This is a genomic window from Burkholderia sp. 9120, assembly GCF_000745015.1.
Classification (GTDB): Bacteria; Pseudomonadota; Gammaproteobacteria; order Burkholderiales; family Burkholderiaceae; genus Paraburkholderia.
Window position 1 is genome coordinate 2,751,360 of sequence record NZ_JQNA01000002.1, and the last position, 24,781, is coordinate 2,776,140.

Consider the following 24,781-nt stretch of genomic DNA (forward strand, 5'->3'; position numbering starts at 1 on the left):
GTTGAACATGCGTATCTCCAGCGCGCAGTACTTCAACATGAACGTGCAGACAATGAGCAACCAGCAAGCTCAGTTGTCGCAGATCTATGCCGAGATTTCGAGCGGCGTGAGTCTGTCCACGCCGTCGGACAATCCGCTCGGCGCGGCGCAGGCCGTGCAGTTGAGCTCGACGGCCACCACGCTTGCGCAGTACACGACCAATCAGACCTCCGCGCTCGCGTCGATGCAGCAGGAAGACTCGACGCTCGGCAGCGTCAACACCGTGCTGACGACCATTCACACGCTGGTGCTGCGCGCCGGCGACGGTTCGCTGACCGACAGCGACCGCGGCGCGCTCGCCACGCAATTGACGAGTCTGCGCAGCCAGTTGATGACGCTCGCCAATTCCACCGACCCGCAGGGCAACTACCTGTTCGCCGGCTATCAAAGCGGCGCCCAGCCGTACTCGACGACCGCCTCCGGCGCCGTGACCTATTCGGGCGACACCGGCTCGCCGGCTGTGCAGATTACCGGCTCGCGTACGCTGCAGACCGGCGATAACGGGCTCGCGATCTTCGGCAGCGTCGCGTCGATCGGCACCAGCGCGGTGCCGGCGGGAGCGGCCGGCAACACCGGCACCGGCGTGGTCAGCAGCGTCAGCCTGACCAATCCGACCGACCCGACCAACGCGGACACGTACAAGATCAACTTCGTGTCGGGGACCACCTACACCGTGAGCCAGACCAATCCGGCCACCGGCGCGACGAGCACGAGCCCGGCGCAGCCGTTCACGGCCGGTTCGGCGATCACGATCGGCGGCCAGTCGGTGTCGATCAGCGGCGCGCCGAATTCGGGCGACAGCTTTACGGTGACGCCGGCGACGCAGGGCAGCATGGACGTGTTCGCCAATCTGAGCCAGTTGATCACCACGTTGCAAACGCCGCTCACGCCCGGCGCGCAGACGGCCAGCTTCCAGAGCCAACTGACCACCAGCATGACGCAGCTCGAAAACACGATGAACAACGTGCAGACGGCGCAGGCGACCGTGGGTGGCCGCATGAACGAAGTGCAGGCTTTGCAGACGGTCACGCAGACCAACACGCTGCAGACCGCGAGCAACCTGGCGGATTTGACGCAGACCGACATGGTCAAGACGATCGGTCAGTACACGCTGACGCAGAACGCGCTGCAAGCGGCACAGCAGGCCTTCGCGAAGATTCAGAACATCTCGCTGTTCCAGTACCTGAACTAGGCGTCAAAGCAGTCTGAAACGAAGAAGGGCGGATCCCGGTGTGAACCGGGATCCGCCCTTTCTGTTTGTGGCAGCGTTTCTTTTCGTTGCGGTCAGGTCTTGCTATCTATCGAAACCCGGCCGCCACGCGTCCCATCTGATCGATCCCGATGTCGAACAGCCGCATGAAGAACGGAATCATGTTCGGGATCATCAGCTGCAGGAGCAGCATGCCGATCAGCATGGTCAGCGGGAAACCGATCTGGAACACGCCGATTTGCGGCGCCGCGCGGTTCAGGATGCCGAGCGCGAGGTTGGTGATGAGCAGCGCGACGACCACCGGCAGCGACAGCAGCAGACCCGCCGAAAACACCGTGTTGCCGAACATCGCCAGCGTGTGCCAGCCGGGCGCGCCGAGCAGATTCGCCGACACCGGCACCGACTGGAAGGTTGCGAGCAGCGCGCTGATCATTTGCAGATGACCGTCGATCACCAGAAACACGAGCATCGCGATGGTGTTCATGTAGCTCGACAGCACCTGGCTCGAACTACTCGCCTGCGCGTCGAAGAAGGTCGCGAAGCCGAGGCCCATGCCGAGGCCGACGAAGTCGCCGGTCGCGCTAATGGCCTGGAACACGATCTGCATGGTCACGCCGAGCGCGATGCCGATCAGAAACTGATTGATGATGATCCACACGCCCGCGCCGGAAAACACCGTGAATTGCGGCATCGCGCCGAGCGTGGGCGCGACGATGATCGTAATGAAGGCCGCGAGGCCGATCTTTACGCGCATCGGCAAGGCTTTGTTGCCGAGCACCGGCGCGGTGGCGACCAGCGCGAGAATCCGCACGAACGGCCACAGGAAGGCCGTGAGCCAGCCGTTCAGTTGCGCGTAGGTGACGGAGAACATGACAGCGGGGAAGGGTGAGCGAGGACCGGCGCCGCGCTCAGTTGACGAGCGTCGGAATGTTGGTGAGCGTCTGGCGCAGATAGTCGAGCATGGTGGTCAGCATCCACGGGCCGGCAATCACCATGGTCACGGCAATCGCGAGCAGCTTCGGAATGAACGACAAGGTCGTTTCGTTGATCTGCGTGGCGGCCTGGAACAGGCTCACCACCAGACCGACCACCAGCGCGACCAGCAGCAGCGGCGCGGCGAGCAGCAGGCCGACATACATGGCCTGGTGCGCGAGCGTCATGACGGATTCTTGATTCATGGCGAGGGAACCGGAAAGCGTGAAGGGCGTCAGCCCCGATTAAATAGCGCGCTTAAACGAAGCTCTGCGCGAGCGAGCCGAGCAGCAACTGCCAGCCGTCGACCAGCACGAACAGCATCAGCTTGAACGGCAGCGAGATCGTGGCGGGCGACACCATCATCATCCCCATCGACATCAGCACGCTCGCTACCACCATGTCGATGATGAGGAACGGAATGAAGATCGTGAAGCCGATCTGGAAACCCGTCTTCAGTTCGCTGGTGACGAACGAGGGCACCAGCAGCGACAGCGGCACGTCTTCCGGACCTTGCATTGGCGCGGCGTGCGAGATGCGGGCGAACAAGGCCAGATCGGTTTCGCGGGTCTGCCGCAGCATGAAGGTCTTGAACGGCGCGAGACCGCGATTGACCGCCGTTTCCATCGGAATCGTGCCGTCGGAAAAGGGCTTGTAGCCGTCGTTGTAGGCCTTGTCGAGAACCGGCGACATGACGAACAGCGTGAGGAACAGCGCCAGACCGACCAGCACCTGATTCGGCGGCGTGGTGGCCGTGCCGAGCGCCTGGCGCAGCAGCGACAACACGATGATGATGCGCGTAAAGCTCGTCATCATCAGCACCATCGCCGGCAGGAACGACAGCATCGTGAGCAGCAGCATTGTCTGCACGCTCAGCGAATAGGTCGTACCGCCGTTCGGACCGGGGCTCGTGTTGAAGGCCGGCAAACCGGCGGCTTGCGCGAACGACAGCGTCGGCAGCGCGAGCATCAGCGCGGGCAGTGCGAGCGGCGCGATACGGCGCGCGACGCGACCGAGCGCGGCCATAACTGTCGAAGCGGTGCTGTGCATGCGAGCGGATTGCGCGTGACGCGCCGAAGAAAGACTGAACTGCATTAACGAACCCCGTTGCCTTGCCCGTTGAACCGTTTGCCCACTTCGCCTTTCAACGCATCGCGAAAGCGTTGGCCGAAGCTGCCGGGCAACGCGGCGCTGGTGCCGGGCGCAGCCGGCGACGTGGCGCCGGCGGGATCGAGCGCGGCGGAACCCGCCGGCATCGTATGAAGGAGTCGTACATTGCCGGGCGCCGTGCCGAGCACGAGCCACGTATCGCCGATCTCGACGACCGCGACGCGTTCCTTGCCGCCGAGCGAGGCGCCGCCGACCGTTTTCACGAGGCCGCCGCGACTGGCCGGCTGCAGGCCGAAACGGCGCGCGAGCCAGCCGCACGCGAACACCAGGCCGATCACGACCAGCAACGCGAAGATGGTTTGCAATACCGCGCCGACGCCGAGTGCCGGAACGGCGGTGCCGGCGCCGACACCGGAAGCGATTTTCGCGGCGTTGTTGACCGCGTTCATGTCGGCCGCGAACGCCGCGAACGGCATGGCCAGCAGGGCGATCGAGGCCGAAGCGCGACCGGCAAAGCGTTTCATCGATTCAACTTCCGGATACGTTCGGACGGCGTGATGATGTCGGTCAGACGGATACCGAACTTGTCGTTCACCACCACCACTTCACCCTGTGCGATCAGACAGCCGTTGACCAGCACGTCCATCGGTTCGCCGGCCATGCCGTCCAGTTCCACCACCGAACCCTGCGCCAGCTGCAGCAGGTTGCGGATCGCGATCTTGGTGCGGCCGAGTTCAACGGTCATCTGGACAGGAATGTCCAGGATCATGTCGATGTCGTTGCGCGTCGTGGTCGGTTCGACTTTCGACAGCGGCTGGAACACGCCCGCCGTGGTCGGGCTGGCTTCTTCGTTGTCGTTCTGCTCGGCCAGCGCGCTGGCCCAGTCCGCCATTGCCGTATCGTCTTCGGCCGAGACCTCGTCAGCCGCCATTTGGGGCGCAGTGCCGGCCAGTTCGGTCTCAGGCTTTGCGTTCAGATCACTCATATCCACCTTCCTTCATCGTGTCGGCTGCGCTGATCATTTTCTGGACCCGCAACGCGTACTGACCATTGAAAATACCGTAGCCGCATTCCATCACCGGCACGCCATCCACTTTCGCGGTGATGTGTTCGGCAATGTTGATCGGCAGAACATCGCCTTTGCGCATGTTCAGAATCTTTTCGAACGTGATCGGCACCTGCGCGAGGTCGGCGGTCAGTTCCACTTCCGCGGCCTGCACCTGCTGCGACAGCACGCGCACCCAGCGGCGATCGACTTCGAGCGCTTCGCCCTGAATCGGCGACACCAGAACGTCGCGAATCGGTTCGATCATCGAATACGGCATGCAGATGTGCAGCGTGCCGCCGGTCGTGCCGAATTCGATCGAGAACTGCGTGACGATGACGATTTCGTTCGGCGTCGCCACGTTGGCGAACTGCGTGTGCATTTCCGAGCGCACGTATTCGAACTGCAGCGGGCGCACGCTTTTCCACGACGCCGTGTAGTTGTCGAACACCAGGTTCAGCAACTTGTTGATGATGCGCTGTTCGGTCTGCGTGAAATCGCGGCCTTCGACGCGGGTATGGAAACGCCCGTCGCCGCCGAACAGGTTGTCGACCACGAAGAACACCAGGTTCGGGTCGAACACGAACAGCGAGGTGCCGCGCAACGGCTTCACGTGGACCAGGTTCAGGTTGGTCGGGATCGGCAGGTTGCGGGTGAATTCGCTGTACTTCTGCACTTTCACCGGACCGACGGAGATTTCCGCCGAGCGCCGCATGAAGTTGAAGATACCGACGCGCAACAGACGCGCGAAGCGGTCGTTGATGATTTCGAGGCCGGGCATCCGGCCGCGGACGATGCGTTCCTGCGTCGCGATGTTGTACGGGCGTACGCCCACACGTTCGCTGGTATCGGCTTCTGAATCTGTTTCGCCGGTTACGCCCTTGAGGAGGGCATCGACCTCCTCCTGGGACATGAACTCTTCGTGGCCCATTCCTTATTCCTCGTGCGTACCGTGGCGGTTGATGGTGGCAGCGCTATGCAACGTCGCGGGGGGCGTCACTGCACGACGAATTCGGTGAACAGCACGTCGTCGACGCGGATCGGCGCTGCGCCCTTATCGGTCGGCTGTTCGATCAGCGTCTTGAGTTCGGTGGCGAGTGCGCGCTTGCCGTCGAGCGGTGCCAGATCGTCCGGGTGTTTATTCGACAGTGCCAGCAGGATGTGGCTGCGCACTTCCGGCATATGGTCGGTGAGTTCCTGCTGCGTGCGGGCGTCGCCGAGCTTGAGCGTCAGGCCGATGCGCAGGAAGTGTTGCTGGCCGTCGTCCGATTGCAGGTTGACGGTCATTGATTCGAGCGGGAAGAACAGCGGCACGGCGGGCGGCGTCGGCGCGGCGGCTTCAGTCGATGCGGCGACGGGCGCGCGTTTCGACATGAAGAACCACACACCCGCGCCGGCGGCGCCAGCGGCGATGATCGCGATGACGGCGATCAGGATGATGCGCTTCAAGGGGCCCGGGGAAGCGGGCACGGCTTGCTGGTTTGCGGTTGTGGTTGCCATGAGGTTTGCTTTGCTTGCCTTTAGTGCTGGTGATGGTGATGGTGATTGTTGTTGATTTGGGCGGTGCGCGATGGGTCGAAAAGAAGGGTTATTGAGGGCTATCTCTTGTTTTTAGAGTTGGCCTTGGCGGGGGGCTTTTGGGGTTTGCGCCTGGGTTGTTGGCCTTTCCTTGCTTTCACGGTGGTCTATTAGCGTTCCCCCTGTGCGGGGGAGCACCTACTTTTCTTTGCCTGCCGCAAAGAAAAGTAGGCAAAAGAAAGCGGCTCACACCGCTAACTCTTAAGCGGGTCCCCCGCACAGCCACGCTATTGGCCCATCTGGAATCCGTGCCCCCGCACATTCAACGTCCGTGACAAAGCAGTCATTCTTCCGGCAGCGCTACGCGCGCCCCCGGGCACTTTCCAAACCCCGGGCGGTATTCACCGCTGGTTTTTGGGTCACCTCGCCGAGGCGAAGCCGATGGCCCCCATGGAGAAGCCGATGGCCCCCACGGAGAAACCAAAACTACCGGCCGAACCGATCCGGTGAGCGCGAAGCGTGAGGCGGGATGAATGAATGCTGTGTCACGGACGCGGAGTGCGCGGGGGCACGGATTCCAGATGAGCCACTACTGTGACTGCGCGGGGGACCCGCTTAAGAATTAGCGGTGTGAGCCGCTTTCTTTTGCCTACTTTTCTTTGCGGCAGGCAAAGAAAAGTAGGTGCCCCCCCGCACAGGGGGAACGCCAATAGACCACCGTGAAATCAAGGAAAGGCCAACAACCCAGCAGGCCAGCAGGCCCAAAAAGCAGCCGCCTAGGCAAAAGTATCAACAAGCCCAACAGTCCGTTTAACGGGAACAGAAACGACGCTAGAAGCAGAATCATCCCCACTACCGGAGGCAAAAGACGCCGAAGAGCGCCCACCCCCCCCACCGCCGGACGGCCCAGACTGTTGCCCGCTCTGCCGAGCAAACCCATCACTCACGCTAGCGCTGCCAAGCCCAATCCCATTCTGCTCCATCGCCTCCCGCAACTTCGGCAACGCGGCCTCAACCGCCTCCCGCACCGACTGATGCTGCGAAACAAACAACGCATGCGCATGGTTATCGGCAACCTGCAAAACCACCTGTAACGGACCCAGATCCTTCGGATTCAACGTCAACTCAGCACTCTGCGTGTGCGCATTCGACAGAAACACCACCTTCTGACTCAACGCGTCTTCCCAATCCGTCGTGCCCACCTGCGGCGCCAACGCATTCGCCACCTGCGCCGCCCCCGCATTCGCCGTGCTCTGCACCGCCGTCGTCACGCTCGCCGCACCCGCCGCCTGCGTCGCAGCCAGCGCCGCCGTCGCCGCGTCAGCCGCATTCTTGAACGAGGCCACATCGTCAGTCTGAGCGCCGGCGCCCGCTGCAGTCGCGCCCAACGTGTCCGCCGCCGCCTTGGCCGCCGCGGAAGGGTCCGCGGTCGTCGCCGCCGTCAGGGCGGTTTTCGACGCGCTCGCCCCCTTGCTGTCGCCAAACAATCCCGCCGCCGACGTCTTGCCGTCCGACGTGCCGTTCAGGCCGCCATTCGCGCCGGCCGTGCCCATCGTCGCGGCACCCGCCGCCGCGCCGCTGGCCAGCGCCTGTTGCGGCACCACGCCCTGGCCGCTCGCCAGTGCGGCCAATGCCGCCTGCAAGGCGTCGTCGGTCGCCTTCGAATCCGTTGCGCTCGTTTTCTTGCCGGGCGTACCACTCGTCGTGCCGTCAGTGACCGTGCCCGCCAGGGTGTCCGGCAGAGCGGCCGCGGCCGTCGTCGGATCCGGAAGCGTCGGCGTGGTCGCGGCGTTCGCGTTGGCCTGCGCTTGAGCCTGGGCTTGAGCCGCTGCGGCGGCGGCCGCCGTGCCGGCATTAGCCTGGTTCGCCGCGTTGCCGGACTTGGCCGGCGTGCCTGTCGTATTGCCAGTCGACGCCTGCTGCGCATTGCCCGACGACGAAGCCGACGAGGTCGTCCCCGTCGAGTTGCTGCCGCTGCTGTTCGCGTCGCTCGCGCTCTTCGTGGACGGATCGGCCGGCGGCGGAGCGTCATGCACGCTCGACGTCGACTCGGACGAAGCCGACGAAGACGCGGGCGGAGAAGCCGGCGTCGGTGCAACCTGTTGCTGTCTTGCGGCCAGCGCGGCCTGTTGTTGCGCAGCCTGCTGCTGAGCGGCCTGTTGCTGCTGGGCGGCTTGCTGGGCAGCCTGTTGCGCCGCGGCCTGCTGTTTGGCGCTCTGCGCAGCCGCGCTGCTCTGCTGGTCGATGCTCTGTTGCAGCGTTTGCGAGAACGGCTGGACGTTCGCCGCAGCGGCGATCGCCGCGTTCGTGGACGAGCTGCTGGCGGTGCCGAGCAGTGAGCCGATCTGTGAAAGTGGCGACATAGGGAATCCTGTCAATCCGTCAAACGGGGTGTTCAGTCAGTCGAGGTGGTTGTCGTACCGGGGCGCGTCATGCGCCTTCGGCACGCATCCTCAGAATTCGGGCGGCATGTTCGTCGGCGTCGCGCTGGTCGCGCCGCGCCATGGTCTTCGCTTCAGCCGCTTCGCCGCGTGCCTGCAGCACTTCGTACGAGCCGAGCTTCTGCTTCTGGCGTTGCCAGTCGGGCTTGGCGGCCTCGACCCGCGCATTGGCCGTCACCAGCAGGTTGCGCTGCTGGTCGATGGCGGCGTCGAGCGTGTCGATGAAAGCCTGGAAATTACGCATGTTGCCGGCCGGCATGCCAGTTTGGGCCGTCGCCGTGAAGCGCGCGTGATATTCGTCGCGGTACTGCACGAGGGCGTCGAGCTGTGCCTCTACGTCGTTGCGCTCGCGTTGCGCGCGGCCCAGACGTTGCGCTGCGGCGTCGACATCGTCCTGAGCCAGGCCGATAAGGGTCTTGATCGGAAAGTGTTTCGCCATCGTCAGCCTCCTTGGGCAAACAGCGCGTCCAGCATCTCGAGACTCGGTTCAAAGTTCGCGCACTCGCGATAACCTTGCTGCAAAAATGCTTCCATCCGCGGATACAGCGCAATCGCCCGGTCGAGCAGCGCGTCGCGCCCACTCGAGTAGGCGCCGACGTTAATCAGATCGCGGTTGCGCTGATAGCGCGACAGCATCTGCTTGAACATACGCGTCTTTTCCAGATGGTTATCGTCGATCAGCGCGGTCATTGCCCGGCTAATCGACGCTTCAATGTCAATCGCCGGATAGTGTCCAGCCTCGGCCAGCGAGCGCGACAGCACGATGTGGCCGTCCAGAATCGCCCGCGCGGAGTCGGCGATCGGATCCTGCTGGTCGTCGCCTTCGGTCAGCACGGTATAGAACGCGGTGATCGACCCGCCGCCCGCCGGACCGTTGCCGGTTCGTTCGACGAGCGCCGGCAGCTTGGCGAACACCGAAGGCGGATAGCCCTTGGTGGCGGGCGGTTCGCCCACGGCCAGCGCGATCTCGCGCTGCGCCATCGCGTAGCGGGTCAGCGAGTCCATCAGCAGCAAAACGTGTTTGCCCTGATCGCGGAAATACTCGGCGAGCGACGTCGAATACGAGGCAGCCTGCATCCGCAGCAACGGCGAGACGTCGGCCGGGGCGGCGATCACCACCGAGCGCGCCAGACCTTCCTCGCCGAGAATCTGTTCGATGAATTCCTTCACTTCGCGGCCGCGTTCGCCGATCAGGCCGATCACGATCACTTCGGCGCTGGTGTAGCGCGCCATCGTGCCGAGCAGCACCGATTTACCGACGCCCGAGCCGGCGAACAAACCCATGCGTTGGCCACGGCCTACGGTCAGCAGCGCGTTGATCGCGCGCACGCCGACGTCGAGCACCTTGTGAATCGGCTCGCGGTGCAGCGGGTTGATCACGGGCGCGGACAGCGGCGCGTCGGCGTGCGCGCCGAGCGGGCCGAGCCCGTCGAGCGGACGGCCGGACGCGTCCAGCACGCGGCCGAGCAATTCCCAGCCGACCGGCAGGCGTTTCGCGCCCGCCATCGGATCGGCGATCGGCGCGCTTTCGAGCGGATAGACGCGCGCGCCGGGGAGCAGGCCGATCACTTCGGTGGTCGGCATCAGAAACAGTTTGTCGCCGGCAAAGCCGACCACTTCGGCTTCGGCCATCGGCCGCGAACTGCCGAGCGGCAGTTCGATCATCACTTCGGCGCCCACCGACAGGCGCAAGCCCACGGCTTCCAGCACCAGCCCCGCGGCGCGCGTCAACTTTCCGCAGGCGCGCATCGGCTTGGCAATCGCGCTGCGCGCGCGCAGCGCGTCGAGCCGGCCGCGCCAGGCTTGCATGTGCGGATTGCTGTCGAGCGCGGGATCGTATGGGGCGTGGACTTGAGCGGCAGCGGCCGTGCCGGCAAGTTTCGCGGCCGCCGATTCGCGGCTGGCCGCCGCGCCGGTCGCCGGATGCGCCAGGCTTGGATCGCGCTGCGCCGAAGCGGCCTGGGCCGCATCCGCCGCGCCCTTTGCCGGCTCATCCGTCAGCGCCTCGGCGCCGAACGACGCGAGCGCGAGTTCGCGCTCGAGCGGCGTCAGGTCGCTGGCGCGGATATCTTCGAGCGTCGGCTTCACCACGTACTCACCTTGCCGAGCGCAGCGGCGACGCGCTCCCAGCGCGTGTCGATACCGGCATCCACTTCGCCGGTCGCGGCTTGCGCGCGGCAGCCGCCGCGTTCCACCGCCGGATCGGTCCGCACGGTCCAGCCGCGCGTTTGCAGTTCTTCCATCAGATAGGCTTCGACGACGGGCAGATCGGCGGGACTCACGATCAAGGCCGGCGCGCCGATCAGCGTGGGTTCCGCGGCCAGCACTTCACGCGCGGCGGCGATCAGTGCGGTCGGATCGTGCTGCACGTGCTGGCGCACCACCTGTTGCGCAATGTCTAGCGCCAGCGCGACCAGCGTTTCGGAAATCGCGCCCTGAGCACCTTCTAGCGCCACCTTGAAGGTCTCGGCCAGCGCCGCGAGCCGCGCCGCTTCTTCGCGTGCTTCGCTCTGGCCTTGCTCGAAACCTTGAGCATGACCCTGGTCGTAACCCGCCTGATAACCGAGCGCCTGACCGGCCACATGGCCCGAAGCGATGCCCTGTGCATGCGCGGAATCGCGCAGGCGTTCGAGTTCGGCTTCGAACGCGCCGTCGTCGACCTCGGGTTCGGGCGGCGCCAGCGGCACCGGATCGAACGAAGCCATCTCCCAGCGCTGGTAGGCCGAGAGCCGTTCCTTCGCCGAGGAGTTCTGATCAGACATATGCATCTTCCGCCTTGCCGCCTAGAACGATCTGGCCGCTTTCCGCCAGGTTGCGCACGATCTGCAGGATGCGGCGTTGCTGCGTCTCGACTTCGGAGACGCGGACCGGGCCGCGCGCATCGAGGTCTTCGGCGAGCAGTTCGGCAGCACGCTGCGACATGTTCGACAGGAACTTCTGGCGCAGCGCGGGCGGCGCGCCCTTCAGCGAGATGATCAACGCTTCGGACTCGACTTCCTTCAGCAGCAACTGAATCGCGCGGTCTTCCAGATCGAGCAGGTTCTCGAACACAAACATCTGATCAATGATCTTCTGCGCAAGTTCCGCGTCGTACTGGCGCACGTTCTCGATGACGCCTTCTTCATGGTTGCTCGACATGAAGTTGAGAATTTCGGCCGCCGTGCGGATCCCGCCCATCGGGCTGCGCTTGAGGTTGTCGCTGCCGGACAGCAGGCCGGTCAGCACGTCGTCGAGTTCGCGCAGCGCGGCCGGCTGGATGCCGTCGAGCGTCGCGATCCGCAACAGCACGTCGTTGCGCAGCCGTTCCGTGAAGCAGGCGACGATTTCCGACGCCTGATCGCGGTCCAGGTGAACGAGGATCGTCGCGATGATCTGCGGGTGCTCGTTCTTGATCAGTTCCGCGACGGCCGCCGAGTCCATCCACTTCAGGCCTTCGATACCGCTGGTATCGCTGCCTTGCAGAATCCGGTCGATGATCGCGCCGGCCTTGTCGTCGCCGAGCGCCTTGGTCAGCACCGAACGGATGTACTCGTTCGAATCCAGCGACATGCCGGTGTGCTGTTCCGCCTCGCGCACGAACTCCTGCAGGACTTCGTCGACCTGCTCACGGGTCACGCTCTTCAGTGCCGCCATCGCTACGCCGATCTTCTGGACTTCACGCGGCCCGAGGAACTTGAATACCTGCGCGGCTTCTTCCTCGCCGATCGACATCAGCAGGAGCGCGCTCTTCATTACGCCTTCAGCGCTCATCAGTCACCCAATTTTTCACGACGGTTGCAACGATCTTCGGATCCTGACGCGCGATGCTGCGGGCGAATTCCAGGTTCCGCTCATATTTGTGCTTGGCGTTTTCGAGCGCCATCATCTCGGCGTCGCCTTCCAGTTCGGCGACGGTGCTCACCCCCGCGCGCTCGGCGGCCGGGATGCCGTCCAGCAGGATCGGCTCGTCCGGCGAGTTCAGCGCGGCGACAGCGACCGGTTCCGGCGGCGGGAACGCGCGGCGCACGGCCGGCTTCACCATCACGAAGTACAGGAACAGGGCGACTGCGCCGATGCCGAGGTAGGTCGCGATCTGCTTGGCGAGCGCAATCATGTCCGGCGTGCGCCACCACGGCAGGTCGGCATTCGGATCGACTTCGGTGCTGAACGAACTGTTGACCACGTTGACCGAGTCGCCGCGCGACGCGTCGAAGCCCATGGCGTCCTTCACCAGTTGATTGACCTGCGCGAGCTTGTCGGCGGTGACCGGCTGCATCGTCACGTGGCCCTTGGCATCGACCACGCGCAGATAGTTGACCACCACCGCCACCGACAGACGCTTGATGCCGCCCATCGGCTGTTCGAGGTGACGCACCGTCTTGTCGAGTTCGTAGTTGGTGGTCGAGTCCTTGCGGTCGCTGACCGGCGTGGTGGTCACGCCGCTTGCGCCGTTCGGCGCGTTGATCGGCGCCGAGGCCGGCTGCGGCGGCTGGTTCGACAGCGCGCCCGGCACGCCCGACGCACCGCCTTGCGACATTTCGGTCGCGCTGCTCGATTGCTGGCTGCGAATCGCCGCCTGCTGCGGGTTGCCGTTCGGGCCGTAGTTTTCCGAGGTTTGTTCGGTACGGGAGAAGTCGATATCCGCGCTGACCTGCGAATGCGCGTTGCCGGCGCCGAACAGCGGCGACAGGATCGAGTCGATGCGCTGCTGGGTGTTGCGTTCGATCTGCTGGCGGTACTTGAGCTGCGAAGCGTCCAGACCGCTGCCGCCGGACGGCTGCGTCAGCAGGTTGCCGTCCTGGTCGAGGATGGTGACGCCCTTGACCGGCATATCCGGCACCGCCGACGACACCATGTGGGTGATCGCCAGCACCTGGCCTTCGTCGAGCGCGCGGCCCGGATACAGATTGACGAGCACGGAAGCCGACGGCGCTTCCTTGTCGCGCACGAACACGGAAGGCTTCGGAATCGCCAGATGCACGCGGGCCGACTTTACCGACGAGATCGATTCGATCGTGCGTTCGAGTTCGCCTTCCAGCGCGCGTTGATAGTTGATCTGCTCGGCGAACTGGCTGATGCCGAACTTCTGGTTGTCCATCAGTTCGAAGCCGACCGAGCCGCTCTTGGGCAGGCCCTGCGACGCGAGCCGCAGACGCATTTCATGCACTTGCTCGGACGGCACGAGAATCGCGCCACCGGCGTCGGAGAACTTGTAGGGAATGTTCGCGGCCTGCAGCGCGGTGATGATCGCCCCGCCGTCGCGGTCGGACAGGTTGCTGTAGAGCACCTTGTAGTCCGGCGCCCGCGACCACAGGAACAGGCCCGCGATCACGGCGATCAGCAGCGCGACCGCGAAAATCAGCGGTGCGCGCGGGTTGCCGCGCATTTGCGCGAGGCCCGACAGGCGCTGACCAAAATTGCCGCCGAGGTTGCCCCCCAGGCCGCCGAGGTCCGCGGCGCCGCCTGACTGGCCGGCGCCGGGGGCGCCGGCGCCGGGCTGCGCACCGGCGAGGCCCATGCGGGCGTCGGGGTTGATCAAAGAGTTGGCTGACGAATCCATGCGTCGGGTATCTCCGGGATGCCTTTGCGTTCTGCCGCTTCACCGCACCGAGGTCGGCGGGCGTACGGACAGAGACTTTCACCATTGAAATTATCCGCAGCGCGGCTCAACCCGATTGCTTGAATAGAGCGGGGTTTCCCCCCTAGTTTCGGGGCTTTCCCGTATGCGCCGCTGCTATGCTTTCATCCCAGATCGGTACGGTTCTGGCATGCCGGTCGTCATTCCTGGAGAGAACATGACTATGCCCGTGAACGCGCTTTCGTCGGCGCTGCAACAGATGCAGTCGATGGCGGCGCAAGCGGCCGGCAGCAATAACACCGTCGCCGACCAATCCGGCGCGGCCTCGGCCGGCGGCTTCGCGTCCGCGCTGAAAGCTTCGCTGGACAAGATCAGCGGCGATCAGATGAAGGCCGCCGGCGAATCGCAGGCGTTCGAAATCGGCGCGTCGAACGTCTCGCTGAACGACGTGATGGTCGACGGACAGAAAGCCAATATCGGCTTCCAGTTCGGCCTGCAGGTGCGCAACAAGCTGGTGTCCGCCTACAACGACATCATGCAGATGCAGGTATGAAGGCGTTCGGGCGGCAAGGCTTACCCGCCCGCCCGAACCACCGTTTGCCGTGTGGCCCTGGCGGGCCGCGCCATCTGGCGCCTTAATCCTCCTTACACCGGCCTAAAGCTTTCCCGCTGCGTATCCGATAACCAGATACAGGCAGAAATCCGGGTGCGATAACGTGCCCGGACGGGATGTCATGACCAACCGCTGTGCAAGAGAGGAGGAGCGCCGATGTTTTCCCCAGGACACTCTGGAGCCAATGCGTACGCACGCGTGGGCGTCGAGACAGGGGTGATGGGCGCGAGTCCGCATCGTCTGATCGTGATGTTGTATCAGGGCGCCCGGCAGGCGATCGCGCAAGCGCGCATGCATTTGCAGCAGGGCAATGTGCCGGCTCGTGGAGAGGCGATCGGCAAGGCGATTCAGATCGTCGAAAGCGGGCTGCAGCAATCGCTTAACGTTGACGCGGGCGGCGAGATTGCAGAGCGGTTGGACGCGCTATATGGCTACATGTCGCGCCGGCTGCTCGAAGCCAACGTAAAACAGAGCGAGGCGATGCTGGTCGAGGTCGACGGCCTGCTGGCGACACTCGAAGAGGCATGGATCGGGATCGCCCCGGAAATCGCGCGGATGGCGGTCCAGCCGGCCGCGGAAAGCATGAGATGACATCGAACGCAGAATACTTCGCCCGCTACGAGGCGATCGCAGCGATCTCCTGCCGCATGCTGACGGCTGCCCGGCGCGCGTTGTGGAACGATCTGGTCCACTTGCAGGAAGAATACCGGCATCTGGTGGACGCGTTGAAGGACGCCGAGACCGGTGTCAGGCTCGATGAATCGGAGCGATTGCGTAAATACGCGCTGATCCGGCAAATTCTCGCCGACGACGCCGCGATCCGCGATCTGGCAAATCCGCGCATGGCCAATCTGTCGGCGTTATTCGCCGGCCGGCCGACGCGCGTGCTCAAGGAACTGTACGGGGCGCGCTGAGTTCGCACGCCTGCGTGCCGACTTGCCGTCCGTGTGCCGCGCCTGTGCTGGATTCCCCACGGCTTCGCCTGACTGACTGTATTTGAGCGCGTTGCCGCCACTGTGATCAAGGAATCGGCATGAACGGAATCGACACGGCCGTCGCTTCGCTGCTAGCGAACCGGATCGACAGTCTGCTCAATATCGCCCCCGGCAGCGCGACCGCGTCGCAAACCGGTGCGGCAAGCGTCGATGACGCGCCGACCACCGCTGCTCCCGTCGCGACACCCGCACCGCAGCCTTCCGCGCAAACCGCGCTGTCCGCCGTGGCGTTGACCTTGAGCGCGATCGTGCGCTCCGGCGGCGAAGCCACCCCCGCCGTGCTTGGCCAGATGCCGATCTGGCCCGCCGCGCCGGCGCTCGACGTCGAAATCGGCGCTTTGCCGCTGTTCGACACGCCGGCCGCTTCCGGTACGGCCAATCCCAGTCCGAATACCGCTGGAACCGCGGCCACCGCCAATGTGGCGGCGGCGCAGGTGCCCGTGGCGGCGCTCGCGGCCGCGCTCGAACAGACGGTCGGCGACAGCGGTCTTTTCTACGAAGCCCATCTCGCGCAATGGCTGGCGGGCCAGCGTTCGCCCGCGAGCCTGGCCGACGAGGCGCAAAACAAGCTCGTGGCCGCCGCGCAATTGCCGCTCGATTGGGCGAGCGATGGCAGCGAGGCGAGCGCGTCGACGGCGTCGACGCGCCAGGGCATGGGCGCCGCGCCGAGCAACGGCCAGCCGAACGGCGCGCAGGACGCCAACGCCGCCCGTGCGCAGCAGCCCATTCCGAATGCGCAAACCGCGCGCTTCGTGGCCGGCGAGGTGCTGGCCAGCTCGCTGTCGGATCTGAACGGGCAGTCGACGCATGCCAATCTGCATAGCGGCACGTCGCAGACGGCCGACGGCAGCGCGTCGCAGAATTCGCAATCGATGGCGGCGGCGGTGCATCCCGCGACCGTGCCGTTGGTGCGCCAGCAGCTGGATATGCTCGCGACCGGGCAATTCCGCTGGACCGGCGAAGCGTGGCCGGGCGCCAAGCTCGACTGGACCATCGAACAGGACGGCGACGAATGGGACCGCAGCGGCGGCGGCGCGGCGAGCGAGGACGACCAGCCGTGGCGCACCCGTCTGACGCTGTCTTTGCCCACGCTCGGCACCGTCGACGCGGAATTGACGTTGACCGGCACGCGCCTTGTCGCGCGCTTGCAGGCGAGCCCGGTCGGCGCGGCGCGGCTGGCGATGCAGGGTGAGAATTTCCGTCAGCGGCTGGCGGCAGCGGGGATCGAATTGAACGGCTTGACGATTCGCGAGATTGGCGGCGGCGCGCCTTCCACCGGCGCAAACGCGCCAGGCGCCGCGGCGGCCGCGCAGGCGGCGGCGTCGGCGTATGCGCGCTCGGCGTCGGCTTCGGCGGCAGCGGATAAAGCGGCGGGGCGCCGTGCGCCGAACGGCGCCGCGCTCGACGATTTCGACTGGGAGATGTAATGAGTCGCAGACACCGCCGCAGCGCGGCCGCGCTCGTCTACGACGCCAAGGGCGGCGATCCCGCGCCGCGCGTGATCGCAAAAGGCTACGGCATGCTGGCCGAGATGATCGTGCAGCGCGCGAAGGAGGCCGGTCTGTACGTTCACGAAGCGCCGGAAATGGTCTCGCTGCTAATGCAGGTGGACCTGGATTCGCGGATTCCGCCGCAGCTTTATCAGGCGGTGGCGGAAATGCTCGCGTGGCTGCACCGGTTGGAAAGCGGCGCGGAGAGTGAACCCGCGCCAGGCGCCGAGGGTGACGACGCGAGCGACGTCACCGACGTAGTCGCAACTGAAGTGGAAGGCGGGGCGGCGGGGCGCTGAGCGCCCGCGTCAAAACCGCATCATCAGCTTCAGCAACGCATTCACCCGTTTGCCGTACGGCGGCGATATCCATCCACGCGCGTTCAGACGCGCCTGCGTCAGTACCGGCTTCATCTTCGAGAACGTCACGAAGCCTTCGTAGCCGTGATACGCGCCCATCCCGCTCGCGCCGACGCCGCCGAACGGCAGGCTTTCGCACGCCAGATGCATCAGCGTCTCGTTGATCGCCATGCCGCCGGCAATCGTTTCATGCGTCACGCGTTCGATGGTGGCGGCGTCGTCCGCATACAGATACAGCGCGAGCGGACGCGGGCGGGCGTTGATCCACGCGATCGCGTCGTCGAGCGTGTCGTAGGGGACGATCGGCAGCAGCGGCCCGAAAATTTCCTCCTGCATCAGCGCGCATTCGTCGGGCGCGTTCGTCACGGCGATCAGCGGATAACGGCGGCTCGCCGGATCGGGCGAACTGTCGGTGAGCGTGTGCAGTTGCGCGCCGGCGGCCTGGGCTTCGTCCGCGAGACGCTCCAGACGCTCGAAGTGGCGCGCCGAAATGATCGACGTGTAATCCGGATTGCTGGCAAAACCGGGGTACATCTTCGACATCCGCGCGCGCGCCCGTTCGACGAATGCCTGCTCCTTGCCGCGCGGCACCAGCACGTAGTCCGGCGCGATACAGGTTTGGCCCGCATTGAGCGTCTTGCCGGCGATCAGGTTGTCCACCGCGTTATCGAAACGCGCATGTGCGCCGATCAGCGCCGGCGATTTACCGCCGAGTTCCAGCGTCACCGGCGTCAGATGCTCGGCGGCGGCGCGCATCACTTCGTGCCCGACCTTGGTCGAGCCCGTGAACAGCAAATGGTCGAACGGCTGCCCGCTGAACGCGGCGGCGAGCGTGGCGTCGCCGTTCACCACCGCGACGTGATCGCGCGCAAAGGTCTGGCCGATCAACTGCTCGAACAGCGCCGACGTGCGCGGCGTCAATTCCGACATCTTGATGATCGCTCGGTTGCCGGCAGTCAGCGCGCTGATCAGCGGCCCGACGGCGAGCAGCACCGGATAATTCCACGGCACGATGATGCCGACCACGCCGAGCGGTTGCGGCACCACCTTCGCGCGGGCCGGTAGCAGCCATTTGTTGGTGCTGCGGCGTTGCGCCTTCATCCAGCGCTTGCCGTGTCGCAGCGCGGCGTCGATCTCTTCTTTCACCAGCAGGAATTCGGCGAGCAGCACTTCCTGTTTGGCGCGATTGCCGAAGTCGGCGTTCATGGTCTCGGCGAGCGCGTCGCGGTTGTCGAGCATGACTTTGCGCAACGCTTTGAGGTGCGCGGCGCGCGTCTCCCACGACGGATACGGCGCGCGCAAATAAGCGTGACGTTGATCGCGCAGCAGCGCTTCGAGCGCGGCGACCTCGGGCAGATCGTTCTTCATGTGTGTCTACTCCCTGATGATGTCGGTGCGCGTTTGCATCGCGCTTTATTGGTTTATTGATGCTGTTGGTGCGGCGTGCCTGAAGGTTTGCTGGGTTGGTTGCCGGATCTCAGGCGGGAAAAGCCCGCTCGATAATCGCCGCGTGGTCGAAGCTCGCCGGTAACGTGCCGTACACGCGGCCGCTTTCGCCGCAGCCGTCGCCGAGTCGCGTGGCGATGAACGCGTCGGCGACTTCGGCCGGCGCGTGCTGGAGCAGCAATACCGCCTGCGCGATCAGCACGATCTGCTGGGCGATCCGTCGCGCCGATGCTTCGCGCTGGTCGGCCGGTCCATTGATCACGGCGGCGAGTTTGCCGAGCGCGGCGCGCAAAGCGGGTTGCGCGTGCGCGTCCGCCTGCCACGCGGCGAACAGCGCTTGTGCCGCGTCGGGCTCGCGCTCCATGGCGCGCAGCACGTCGAGGCACATCACGTTGCCGGAGCCTTCCCAGATCGAGTTCACGGGCGCTTCGCGATAGAAGCGCGCCATTGGGCCGGTTTCGACGTAGCCGTTGCCGCCCCAGACTTCCATCGCCTCGCCGGTGAATTCCAGCGCGCGCTTGCACACCCAGTATTTCGACGCCGGCGTGACGATGCGCCGCCACGCCCGCTCCGCCGACGAGGTGGACGACGCATCCGCCGTCGACTCGAACGCACGCGCGAGCCGCATGAACAGCACCGTGGCCGCCTCCGACTCCAGCGCCAGATCGGCCAGCACGTTGCGCATCAACGGCTGGTCGGCCAACTGACGGCCGAACGCGCTGCGGTGCCGCGCATGATGAATCGCCTGCACTAGCGCCGCGCGCATCAACGCCGCGCTGCCGATCACGCAATCGAGCCGCGTGTAATTTGCCATTTCGATGATGGTCGGCACGCCGCGCCCTTCGTCGCCGATCAGAATGCCGAACGCGTCGAGAAATTCCACCTCGCTGCTCGCGTTCGAACGGTTGCCGAGCTTGTCTTTCAGACGCTGGATCTGCACGTTGTTCTTGCGGCCGTCCGGCGCGAAGCGCGGTACGTAGAAGCACGACAGGCCTTCGTGTTCGTCGGTGCGGGCGAGCACGAGATGCGCGTCGCATTGCGGCGCGGAGAAAAACCACTTGTGGCCGACCAGCCGGTACGCAGCGCCCCGGCCGCTGCCGCCCGTGGCATAGGCGCGCGTCTGATTGCTGCGCACGTCCGAGCCGCCTTGCTTCTCGGTCATGCCCATGCCGATCATCGCGGAACCTTTGTGCGAGAGCGGCACGTCGCGCGGATCATGGTCGCGCGAGTAGAGCTTGTCGCGCAGTTTGTCGAACAGCGCCGGTTCGCGCTGCAGCACCGGAATGCTCGCGAACGTCATGGTCAGCGGACACAGCGAGCCGGACTCGATTTGCGCATGCAGAAAATAGCCGGCGCAGCGCGCGACCATCGCGCCGCGCTGCGGATCGGAAAACGGTAGCGCGTGCAGACCTTCGCGGCGCAGCAGCGACAGCAGCGTATGCCATGACGGATGAAACTCGAGCGCGTCGATACGCTCGCCGCGCGGATTGTGCGTGAACAGTTCCGGCGTGTGGCGGTTGGCGAGTTCGGCGAGGGCGAGTGTGTCGGGCGTGGTGAGCGCGGCGCCGTGCCGCAGCAACGCATCGCGATGCCACGGCGCGCCGTCGCGGTCGAGGGCGGCGGACAACGCGGCGTCGCTGGCGAACAGGTTGTAGTCCGCCAGCGGCGGAGCCTGATTCGTCACCTCGTGAGTCTGGCCGAAGCTATGCCGTTCCATCTGCTGTCTCCGTTCACGCGGGTTCGCCGGTGCTGACTGGCGGGGTGCTGTTTGAGCGCTGCGTGTCGTGCCGCACGCTATGAGGATGGCGCTCAACGTGCCGTGTTTGAATGCGCTGTGTCGTGCTGTCGCGGCCGTCCGGCGGGCGGCCGCGCGTCTTTCATCATAGGGGCGCGATGGGCCTTCCGTTTAGAGTAATCGCTCTGGCGCGAAGCTGCCGCCGCCTCCCAACGCTCCCTACAATGCCGTTGAAACACACGTAGACAAGTGTGCACGAGACAGGGTCCGCGAGCAACGCGGTCCCAAAGCGGGTCGACAGGAGGAGCGGATGCAATACGACTACATCATCGTCGGTGCGGGCTCGGGCGGTTGCACGCTGGCAAGCCGTCTTGCGGATAGCTGCCCCGACGCGACGATCGCCCTGATCGAAGCTGGACCGCATACGGACCGTAATCTGTTCGTCAACATGCCGGTGGGTGTCGCGGCCGTCGTGCCGAACAAGCTCAAGACCAACTACGGCTACCTGACCACGCCGCAACCCGGCCTCGACGGGCGACAGGGTTATCAGCCGCGTGGCCGCGGCTTTGGTGGATCGAGCGCGATCAACGCGATGATCTACACGCGTGGCCATCCACTCGATTACGACGAATGGGCGCAACTGGGCTGCGACGGCTGGTCGTGGGCGGAAGTGCTGCCGTATTTCCGCCGCGCCGAGGGCAACGAGCGCGGCGCGGATGCCTGGCACGGCGAAGACGGCCCGCTCACCGTGTCCGATCTGCGTTATCAGAATCCGTTTTCGAAGCGCTTCGTGCAGGCCGCGCTCGAAGCCGGCTACAAGCCGAATCGCGATTTCAACGGCGCAGATCAGGAAGGAGTCGGTTTCTACCAGGTCACGCAACGCGACGGACGCCGTTGCAGCGTGGCGCGCGCGTATATCTACGATCGCGAGCGGCCCAATCTGCATCTGATCGCGGAGGCGACGGTGATGCGCGTGAACTTCGACGGCAAGCGCGCGAGCGGCGTCGAGATCGTGCGCGGTGGTCGCCGCGAAACGCTCGACGCGCGTGCCGAAGTCGTGCTGGCGGGCGGCGCGTTCAATTCGCCGCAACTGCTGATGTGCTCGGGCATCGGACCGGCCGCGCATTTGCAGTCGCTAGGAATTCCCGTGCTGCACGATGCGCCCGAGGTTGGGCAGAACCTGATCGACCACATCGATTTCACGATCAACAAGCGGGTGTCGTCGATCGAACCGACGGGGTTTTCGCTGCGCGGCATCGCGCGCATGCTGCCGCAGTTCGTCACGTTCATGCGCCACGGCACCGGCATGCTGTCGAGCAACGTGGCCGAGGCGGGCGGTTTTCTGAAAAGCAGACCGACGCTGGAGCGCCCCGATTTGCAACTGCATTTCTGCGCGGCGCTGGTCGACGATCACAACCGGCATATGCATTGGGGTCACGGCTACTCGCTGCATGTGTGCGTGCTGCGGCCGCACAGTCGCGGCACCGTGACGCTGGCGAGCGCGGATGCGCGCACGGCGCCGGTGATCGATCCGCGCTTTTTCTGCGATTCGCGCGATCTCGATCTGCTAATGGAAGGCGCGCAGATGGCGAGGCGCATTCTCGATGCGCCTTCGCTCGCGCTGCATGGCGGCACTGAGCTGTACACGCATCCGGGGCAGACGGCCGAGGCGCTTCGGCAAACCATCGCCGAACATGCCGACACGATCTATCACCCGGTGGCGACCTGCCGGATGGGTGGGGACGCGCGGTCGGTGGTCGATCCGCAATTGCGGGTGCGGGGGGTGACGGGGCTGCGGATCGTCGATGCGTCGGTGATGCCGACGCTGATCGGCGGGAACACCAATGCGCCGACGGTGATGATCGGTGAGCGCGCGGCCGAGCTGATCGCGGCTAGCCGACGCGAGGCGCAGGCGGGGCAGGCGGGGCAGGCGGGACAAGCAGGACAAACGGCGACGACGCGGGCGAACGGGATGGCGGCTTCGGCTGCTTCGGCGGCCTGAATCGGCAAATGGAGCGCGGAGGCCGTTGGGCGTTACTTGCCCGTCGGCACCGGCACCGTAATACCGCTCACGCCGATGCCGGGTCCCAGCATGAAGTCATCGGCGGCCTGACCCGGCAACGCTTCGCGCGCAACCTCCAGCCACGCGCGCGCCGCATGCGACAGATATCCGTTGCGGCGCCAGCCGATCGCCATTTCCCATGGAATTTCGGGCTCCGCCACGGGCCGGCAGGTGAACTGCGCGGGATCGAGCCGCCTGCAATACGGCGCCGGCAACAGCGCAATGCCGACGCCGGCTTGCACCAGCGCCGCCATGAAATCCCAATGCCCGCTTCGCCCGACGATAGTCGGCGCAAAACCGGCCGTGCGGCACGCGTTCAGCACCACGTCGTTGAGCGCGAGACTCTCGCCGTAGAACACGAACGGTTCGTTGGCCAACTGCGCGAGCGGCACTTCGTGCAGTTCGTCCCAGCGCGAGCCGGTGCGCGCCACAAGCCACAGCAGCTGGCGCGTGATCGGCAACACGTCGATGTTTTCCGGATCGACCGGTTGCAGCACGCCGCCTAACTCCAGCTCACCGTTGATCAGCGCTGCTTCGATCGCACGTGAACCCTGTTCGAACAGCTTCAACTCGATTTTCGGATAGCGCTGGCGGAACGCGGCGATAGCGGGCGTGAACAGCGAGCCGCCCATCGGCGGAATGCCGATGGTGAGTTCGCCCCGGCCGAGCGTGTCGAGATCGTTCAGTTCGGCCTGCAATTGTGCGTGCGCCGCCAGCACGTCCTGACCGCGCTGGTAGACGATCCGGCCGGCGTCGGTCAGCACCATCTGACGCCCGTCGCGCAGCAATAACGGCGAACCGATCTCGTCTTCCAGCGACTTCACCATCTTGCTGATGGTGGGCTGCGTGACGAACATCTGCTCGGCGGCGACGGTGAAGCTCTGCCGACGAACCACTTCGACGAAATACCGCAACGCACGTAGTTCCACGATCTCAAGCTCCAGAATTCCAAATTGGAATGATCTTGGGGATTGTAAGTCATGCCATTTATGCGGCGGCGCAAGTTGTATGAGCGTCGTCAAAAGCCGGCGCGGCTCGCCGAATTGGGGCGCGGACATTTCAGGATGGGCGTGGCGCCAAGCGGGATACCATCGGCGGCTCTTTTTTCGGCGGCCGGCTGGGCTGCGTTTCGATCCATGACACCGATTTCGATCATCATGCCGTGCTACAACGCCGCGCCGACGCTGGTCCGCGCGCTGCAAAGCTGCCTGAGCCAGCCCGAGGCGGCGCAGATTGTTGTTGTCGACGACGGGTCGTCGGATGCGTCGGCCGATATGGTGACTTATTGCGCGTCGTTCGACCCGCGCGTGAGCCTGCTGTCCATGCCTTGCAACGGCGGCGCCGCGCGGGCGCGCAACTGGGGCGCGCTGCATGCGTCGCACAACCTGCTCGCCTTTCTCGATGCCGACGACGAGTATCTGCCCGGCGCGCTCACTGCCGCCGCCGATTTCCTTGCGCAAAACCTGGCGGACATGGCCGTGCGCCTCGACGTCGAGTACACCGGCTTTCCCGCCCAACTCACCGCGCATCCCGACTTCGCCGTGCATTCGGCGACGCTCAGCAACACGGTGCCGAGCAGCCTGATCATCCGGCGCGCGGCGTTCGCGGCGCTCGGCGGGTTTCCGATGGATCCGGTGTTTCGCCGCATCGGCGGAGAAGACGGCGCGTTTTCGTGGGCGTTACGCGACATGTTCGGCAACCGGCGTCTCGACGACACGCCACGCGTGCGCATGCATTACCACCCGGGCATTCACGCCGAACGCTACTTCCGCATCGCGCTGGGCTTGCAGCAGCCGGACCCCGCCGATGTCGCCGACGCATTCCACTTTTCAAAGCGCTTTGTTGATAGCGCGCGGGTGGGCGTCGATCAATTACGCGCGGCTTTCGTCGCGAATGTGACGGCGACATAAGCCACACCGGCCAACGCCCCACAAGCCGCACGCTGAAGGCCAAACACCCCTCCGCCGCACGCCGTTTTCCGCTCGCCAAAACCGGCCCGCGCGAAAAACCGAAGCTCGCCACCAAGCCATCTCGATTTGCTACAATCGCCGTTCGCCTTCGAGGAGCGTTGCGACGGGTACCGCGAATCAACATTCGCCGGCCGCCCGCCAGGCTCGAAGGCTTCAATCGGAGGGGTGAATGCGCCATGCGCTTTCACCACCACCGCATCGAACCGCGCTCACGTCAAA

25 protein-coding genes and 1 riboswitch are annotated in these 24,781 nt (G+C 65.2%); of the genes, 8 read left to right on the forward strand and 17 right to left on the reverse strand.

Translation table 11 applies throughout. The annotated features are described in order from the left end of the window. The first annotated feature begins 7 nt into the window (after positions 1 to 7). Positions 8 to 1,231, forward strand: a complete 1,224-nt coding sequence (gene flgL / locus FA94_RS20415) for a flagellar hook-associated protein FlgL (protein ID WP_035554505.1) — start codon at positions 8 to 10, stop codon at positions 1,229 to 1,231. A gap of 106 nt (positions 1,232 to 1,337) precedes the next feature. Here the strand turns inward: flgL and fliR are convergent, their stop codons facing one another. The 13 genes from fliR to fliF all read right to left on the reverse strand — a co-directional run bounded on the left by fliR (position 1,338) and on the right by fliF (position 13,874). Then, the gene (fliR, locus tag FA94_RS20420) at positions 1,338 to 2,120 is read right to left on the reverse strand and encodes a flagellar biosynthetic protein FliR (protein ID WP_035554506.1); all 783 of its coding nucleotides are present in this window, start codon (positions 2,118 to 2,120) and stop codon (positions 1,338 to 1,340) included. Between the two features lie 37 nt (positions 2,121 to 2,157). After that, positions 2,158 to 2,427, reverse strand: a complete 270-nt coding sequence (gene fliQ, locus FA94_RS20425) for a flagellar biosynthesis protein FliQ (protein WP_035554507.1) — start codon at positions 2,425 to 2,427, stop codon at positions 2,158 to 2,160. Between the two features lie 52 nt (positions 2,428 to 2,479). Further along, entirely contained in the window at positions 2,480 to 3,316 is an 837-nt protein-coding gene (fliP, locus tag FA94_RS20430; protein WP_035554508.1) for a flagellar type III secretion system pore protein FliP, read from the reverse strand. Beyond that, complete coding sequence (fliO, locus tag FA94_RS20435) at positions 3,316 to 3,855, reverse strand: flagellar biosynthetic protein FliO (protein ID WP_035554510.1); 540 nt, start codon at positions 3,853 to 3,855, stop codon at positions 3,316 to 3,318. Before fliO ends, fliP begins: the two co-directional genes overlap by 1 nt. Further along, a complete protein-coding gene (gene fliN, locus FA94_RS20440) occupies positions 3,852 to 4,316 on the reverse strand; it encodes a flagellar motor switch protein FliN (RefSeq protein ID WP_035554512.1) in 465 nt (154 codons plus the stop codon). Before fliN ends, fliO begins: the two co-directional genes overlap by 4 nt. After that, positions 4,309 to 5,307: a flagellar motor switch protein FliM gene (gene fliM, locus FA94_RS20445; protein WP_035554514.1), complete on the reverse strand. Its 999-nt coding sequence runs from the start codon at positions 5,305 to 5,307 to the stop codon at positions 4,309 to 4,311. Before fliM ends, fliN begins: the two co-directional genes overlap by 8 nt. Before the next feature lie 65 nt (positions 5,308 to 5,372). Then, entirely contained in the window at positions 5,373 to 5,876 is a 504-nt protein-coding gene (gene fliL / locus FA94_RS20450; RefSeq protein WP_035554516.1) for a flagellar basal body-associated protein FliL, read from the reverse strand. 794 nt (positions 5,877 to 6,670) lie between these two features. Next, positions 6,671 to 8,257 carry a flagellar hook-length control protein FliK gene (locus FA94_RS20455; protein WP_035554520.1) on the reverse strand — a complete coding sequence of 529 codons (1,587 nt, stop codon included), beginning with the start codon at positions 8,255 to 8,257 and terminating at the stop codon, positions 6,671 to 6,673. 67 nt (positions 8,258 to 8,324) lie between these two features. Next, a complete protein-coding gene (fliJ, locus tag FA94_RS20460) occupies positions 8,325 to 8,774 on the reverse strand; it encodes a flagellar export protein FliJ (RefSeq protein ID WP_035554522.1) in 450 nt (149 codons plus the stop codon). Between the two features lie 2 nt (positions 8,775 to 8,776). Continuing rightward, positions 8,777 to 10,426 carry a flagellar protein export ATPase FliI gene (gene fliI / locus FA94_RS20465; RefSeq protein WP_035554524.1) on the reverse strand — a complete coding sequence of 550 codons (1,650 nt, stop codon included), beginning with the start codon at positions 10,424 to 10,426 and terminating at the stop codon, positions 8,777 to 8,779. Beyond that, the gene (gene fliH, locus FA94_RS20470; protein ID WP_197070227.1) at positions 10,420 to 11,103 is read right to left on the reverse strand and encodes a flagellar assembly protein FliH; all 684 of its coding nucleotides are present in this window, start codon (positions 11,101 to 11,103) and stop codon (positions 10,420 to 10,422) included. Before fliH ends, fliI begins: the two co-directional genes overlap by 7 nt. Next, positions 11,090 to 12,085, reverse strand: a complete 996-nt coding sequence (gene fliG / locus FA94_RS20475; protein WP_035554529.1) for a flagellar motor switch protein FliG — start codon at positions 12,083 to 12,085, stop codon at positions 11,090 to 11,092. The genes fliH and fliG overlap by 14 nt, the downstream gene beginning before the upstream one ends. Beyond that, positions 12,075 to 13,874: a flagellar basal-body MS-ring/collar protein FliF gene (fliF, locus tag FA94_RS20480; RefSeq protein ID WP_035554531.1), complete on the reverse strand. Its 1,800-nt coding sequence runs from the start codon at positions 13,872 to 13,874 to the stop codon at positions 12,075 to 12,077. The genes fliG and fliF overlap by 11 nt, the downstream gene beginning before the upstream one ends. Before the next feature lie 235 nt (positions 13,875 to 14,109). On the opposite strand from fliF, the gene fliE reads away from it, so the two are divergent. The 5 genes from fliE (at position 14,110) to FA94_RS20505 (ending at position 17,289) form a co-directional block, all read left to right on the forward strand. After that, the gene (fliE, locus tag FA94_RS20485) at positions 14,110 to 14,445 is read left to right on the forward strand and encodes a flagellar hook-basal body complex protein FliE (protein ID WP_035554533.1); all 336 of its coding nucleotides are present in this window, start codon (positions 14,110 to 14,112) and stop codon (positions 14,443 to 14,445) included. Between the two features lie 216 nt (positions 14,446 to 14,661). After that, positions 14,662 to 15,096 (forward strand): flagellar export chaperone FliS, encoded by a 435-nt coding sequence (gene fliS / locus FA94_RS20490; protein ID WP_035554535.1) that lies wholly within the window; start codon positions 14,662 to 14,664, stop codon positions 15,094 to 15,096. Next, a complete protein-coding gene (locus FA94_RS20495; RefSeq protein WP_035554537.1) occupies positions 15,093 to 15,419 on the forward strand; it encodes a flagellar protein FliT in 327 nt (108 codons plus the stop codon). Before fliS ends, FA94_RS20495 begins: the two co-directional genes overlap by 4 nt. Positions 15,420 to 15,538: 119 nt before the next feature. Continuing rightward, positions 15,539 to 16,927 (forward strand): flagellar hook-length control protein FliK, encoded by a 1,389-nt coding sequence (fliK, locus tag FA94_RS20500; RefSeq protein ID WP_035554538.1) that lies wholly within the window; start codon positions 15,539 to 15,541, stop codon positions 16,925 to 16,927. Next, positions 16,927 to 17,289, forward strand: a complete 363-nt coding sequence (locus FA94_RS20505) for an EscU/YscU/HrcU family type III secretion system export apparatus switch protein (protein ID WP_035554541.1) — start codon at positions 16,927 to 16,929, stop codon at positions 17,287 to 17,289. The genes fliK and FA94_RS20505 overlap by 1 nt, the downstream gene beginning before the upstream one ends. 9 nt (positions 17,290 to 17,298) lie before the next feature. Here the strand turns inward: FA94_RS20505 and FA94_RS20510 are convergent, their stop codons facing one another. Beyond that, complete coding sequence (locus FA94_RS20510; RefSeq protein ID WP_035554543.1) at positions 17,299 to 18,717, reverse strand: coniferyl aldehyde dehydrogenase; 1,419 nt, start codon at positions 18,715 to 18,717, stop codon at positions 17,299 to 17,301. A gap of 109 nt (positions 18,718 to 18,826) precedes the next feature. Further along, complete coding sequence (locus FA94_RS20515; RefSeq protein WP_035554545.1) at positions 18,827 to 20,512, reverse strand: isovaleryl-CoA dehydrogenase; 1,686 nt, start codon at positions 20,510 to 20,512, stop codon at positions 18,827 to 18,829. 328 nt (positions 20,513 to 20,840) lie between these two features. Between FA94_RS20515 and FA94_RS20520 the strand changes: the two genes are divergently transcribed. After that, the gene (locus tag FA94_RS20520; protein ID WP_051980648.1) at positions 20,841 to 22,532 is read left to right on the forward strand and encodes a GMC family oxidoreductase; all 1,692 of its coding nucleotides are present in this window, start codon (positions 20,841 to 20,843) and stop codon (positions 22,530 to 22,532) included. Positions 22,533 to 22,564: 32 nt separating this feature from the next. Here the strand turns inward: FA94_RS20520 and FA94_RS20525 are convergent, their stop codons facing one another. Next, complete coding sequence (locus tag FA94_RS20525) at positions 22,565 to 23,521, reverse strand: LysR family transcriptional regulator (protein WP_035554547.1); 957 nt, start codon at positions 23,519 to 23,521, stop codon at positions 22,565 to 22,567. Between the two features lie 89 nt (positions 23,522 to 23,610). After that, the gene (locus tag FA94_RS39205) at positions 23,611 to 23,751 is read right to left on the reverse strand and encodes a hypothetical protein (RefSeq protein ID WP_176058872.1); all 141 of its coding nucleotides are present in this window, start codon (positions 23,749 to 23,751) and stop codon (positions 23,611 to 23,613) included. On the opposite strand from FA94_RS39205, the gene FA94_RS20530 reads away from it, so the two are divergent. After that, a complete protein-coding gene (locus FA94_RS20530; RefSeq protein WP_035554550.1) occupies positions 23,729 to 24,502 on the forward strand; it encodes a glycosyltransferase family 2 protein in 774 nt (257 codons plus the stop codon). The genes FA94_RS39205 and FA94_RS20530 overlap by 23 nt on opposite strands. 144 nt (positions 24,503 to 24,646) lie before the next feature. Then, a riboswitch (S-adenosyl-L-homocysteine riboswitch) is annotated at positions 24,647 to 24,780 on the forward strand. Position 24,781: the final 1 nt, after the last annotated feature.

Bases quoted from the DNA above. Each gene is read 5' to 3' on its own strand.
- fliG (WP_035554529.1), bottom strand. From the start codon at position 12,085: ATGAGCGCTGAAGGCGTAATGAAGAGCGCGCTCCTGCTGATGTCGATC.
- FA94_RS20505 (WP_035554541.1), top strand. From the start codon at position 16,927: ATGAGTCGCAGACACCGCCGCAGCGCGGCCGCGCTCGTCTACGACGCC.
- FA94_RS20495 (WP_035554537.1), top strand. From the start codon at position 15,093: ATGACATCGAACGCAGAATACTTCGCCCGCTACGAGGCGATCGCAGCG.
- FA94_RS20530 (WP_035554550.1), top strand. From the start codon at position 23,729: ATGACACCGATTTCGATCATCATGCCGTGCTACAACGCCGCGCCGACG.
- fliN (WP_035554512.1), bottom strand. From the start codon at position 4,316: ATGAGTGATCTGAACGCAAAGCCTGAGACCGAACTGGCCGGCACTGCG.
- FA94_RS20510 (WP_035554543.1), bottom strand. From the start codon at position 18,717: ATGAAGAACGATCTGCCCGAGGTCGCCGCGCTCGAAGCGCTGCTGCGC.
- fliP (WP_035554508.1), bottom strand. From the start codon at position 3,316: ATGCAGTTCAGTCTTTCTTCGGCGCGTCACGCGCAATCCGCTCGCATG.
- fliS (WP_035554535.1), top strand. From the start codon at position 14,662: ATGTTTTCCCCAGGACACTCTGGAGCCAATGCGTACGCACGCGTGGGC.
- fliH (WP_197070227.1), bottom strand. From the start codon at position 11,103: ATGCATATGTCTGATCAGAACTCCTCGGCGAAGGAACGGCTCTCGGCC.
- fliM (WP_035554514.1), bottom strand. From the start codon at position 5,307: ATGGGCCACGAAGAGTTCATGTCCCAGGAGGAGGTCGATGCCCTCCTC.
- FA94_RS20520 (WP_051980648.1), top strand. From the start codon at position 20,841: ATGCAATACGACTACATCATCGTCGGTGCGGGCTCGGGCGGTTGCACG.
- flgL (WP_035554505.1), top strand. From the start codon at position 8: ATGCGTATCTCCAGCGCGCAGTACTTCAACATGAACGTGCAGACAATG.
- fliL (WP_035554516.1), bottom strand. From the start codon at position 5,876: ATGGCAACCACAACCGCAAACCAGCAAGCCGTGCCCGCTTCCCCGGGC.
- fliE (WP_035554533.1), top strand. From the start codon at position 14,110: ATGACTATGCCCGTGAACGCGCTTTCGTCGGCGCTGCAACAGATGCAG.
- fliF (WP_035554531.1), bottom strand. From the start codon at position 13,874: ATGGATTCGTCAGCCAACTCTTTGATCAACCCCGACGCCCGCATGGGC.
- FA94_RS39205 (WP_176058872.1), bottom strand. From the start codon at position 23,751: ATGATGATCGAAATCGGTGTCATGGATCGAAACGCAGCCCAGCCGGCC.
- fliJ (WP_035554522.1), bottom strand. From the start codon at position 8,774: ATGGCGAAACACTTTCCGATCAAGACCCTTATCGGCCTGGCTCAGGAC.
- fliQ (WP_035554507.1), bottom strand. From the start codon at position 2,427: ATGAATCAAGAATCCGTCATGACGCTCGCGCACCAGGCCATGTATGTC.
- fliO (WP_035554510.1), bottom strand. From the start codon at position 3,855: ATGAAACGCTTTGCCGGTCGCGCTTCGGCCTCGATCGCCCTGCTGGCC.
- fliK (WP_035554538.1), top strand. From the start codon at position 15,539: ATGAACGGAATCGACACGGCCGTCGCTTCGCTGCTAGCGAACCGGATC.
- FA94_RS20455 (WP_035554520.1), bottom strand. From the start codon at position 8,257: ATGTCGCCACTTTCACAGATCGGCTCACTGCTCGGCACCGCCAGCAGC.
- FA94_RS20515 (WP_035554545.1), bottom strand. From the start codon at position 20,512: ATGGAACGGCATAGCTTCGGCCAGACTCACGAGGTGACGAATCAGGCT.
- fliR (WP_035554506.1), bottom strand. From the start codon at position 2,120: ATGTTCTCCGTCACCTACGCGCAACTGAACGGCTGGCTCACGGCCTTC.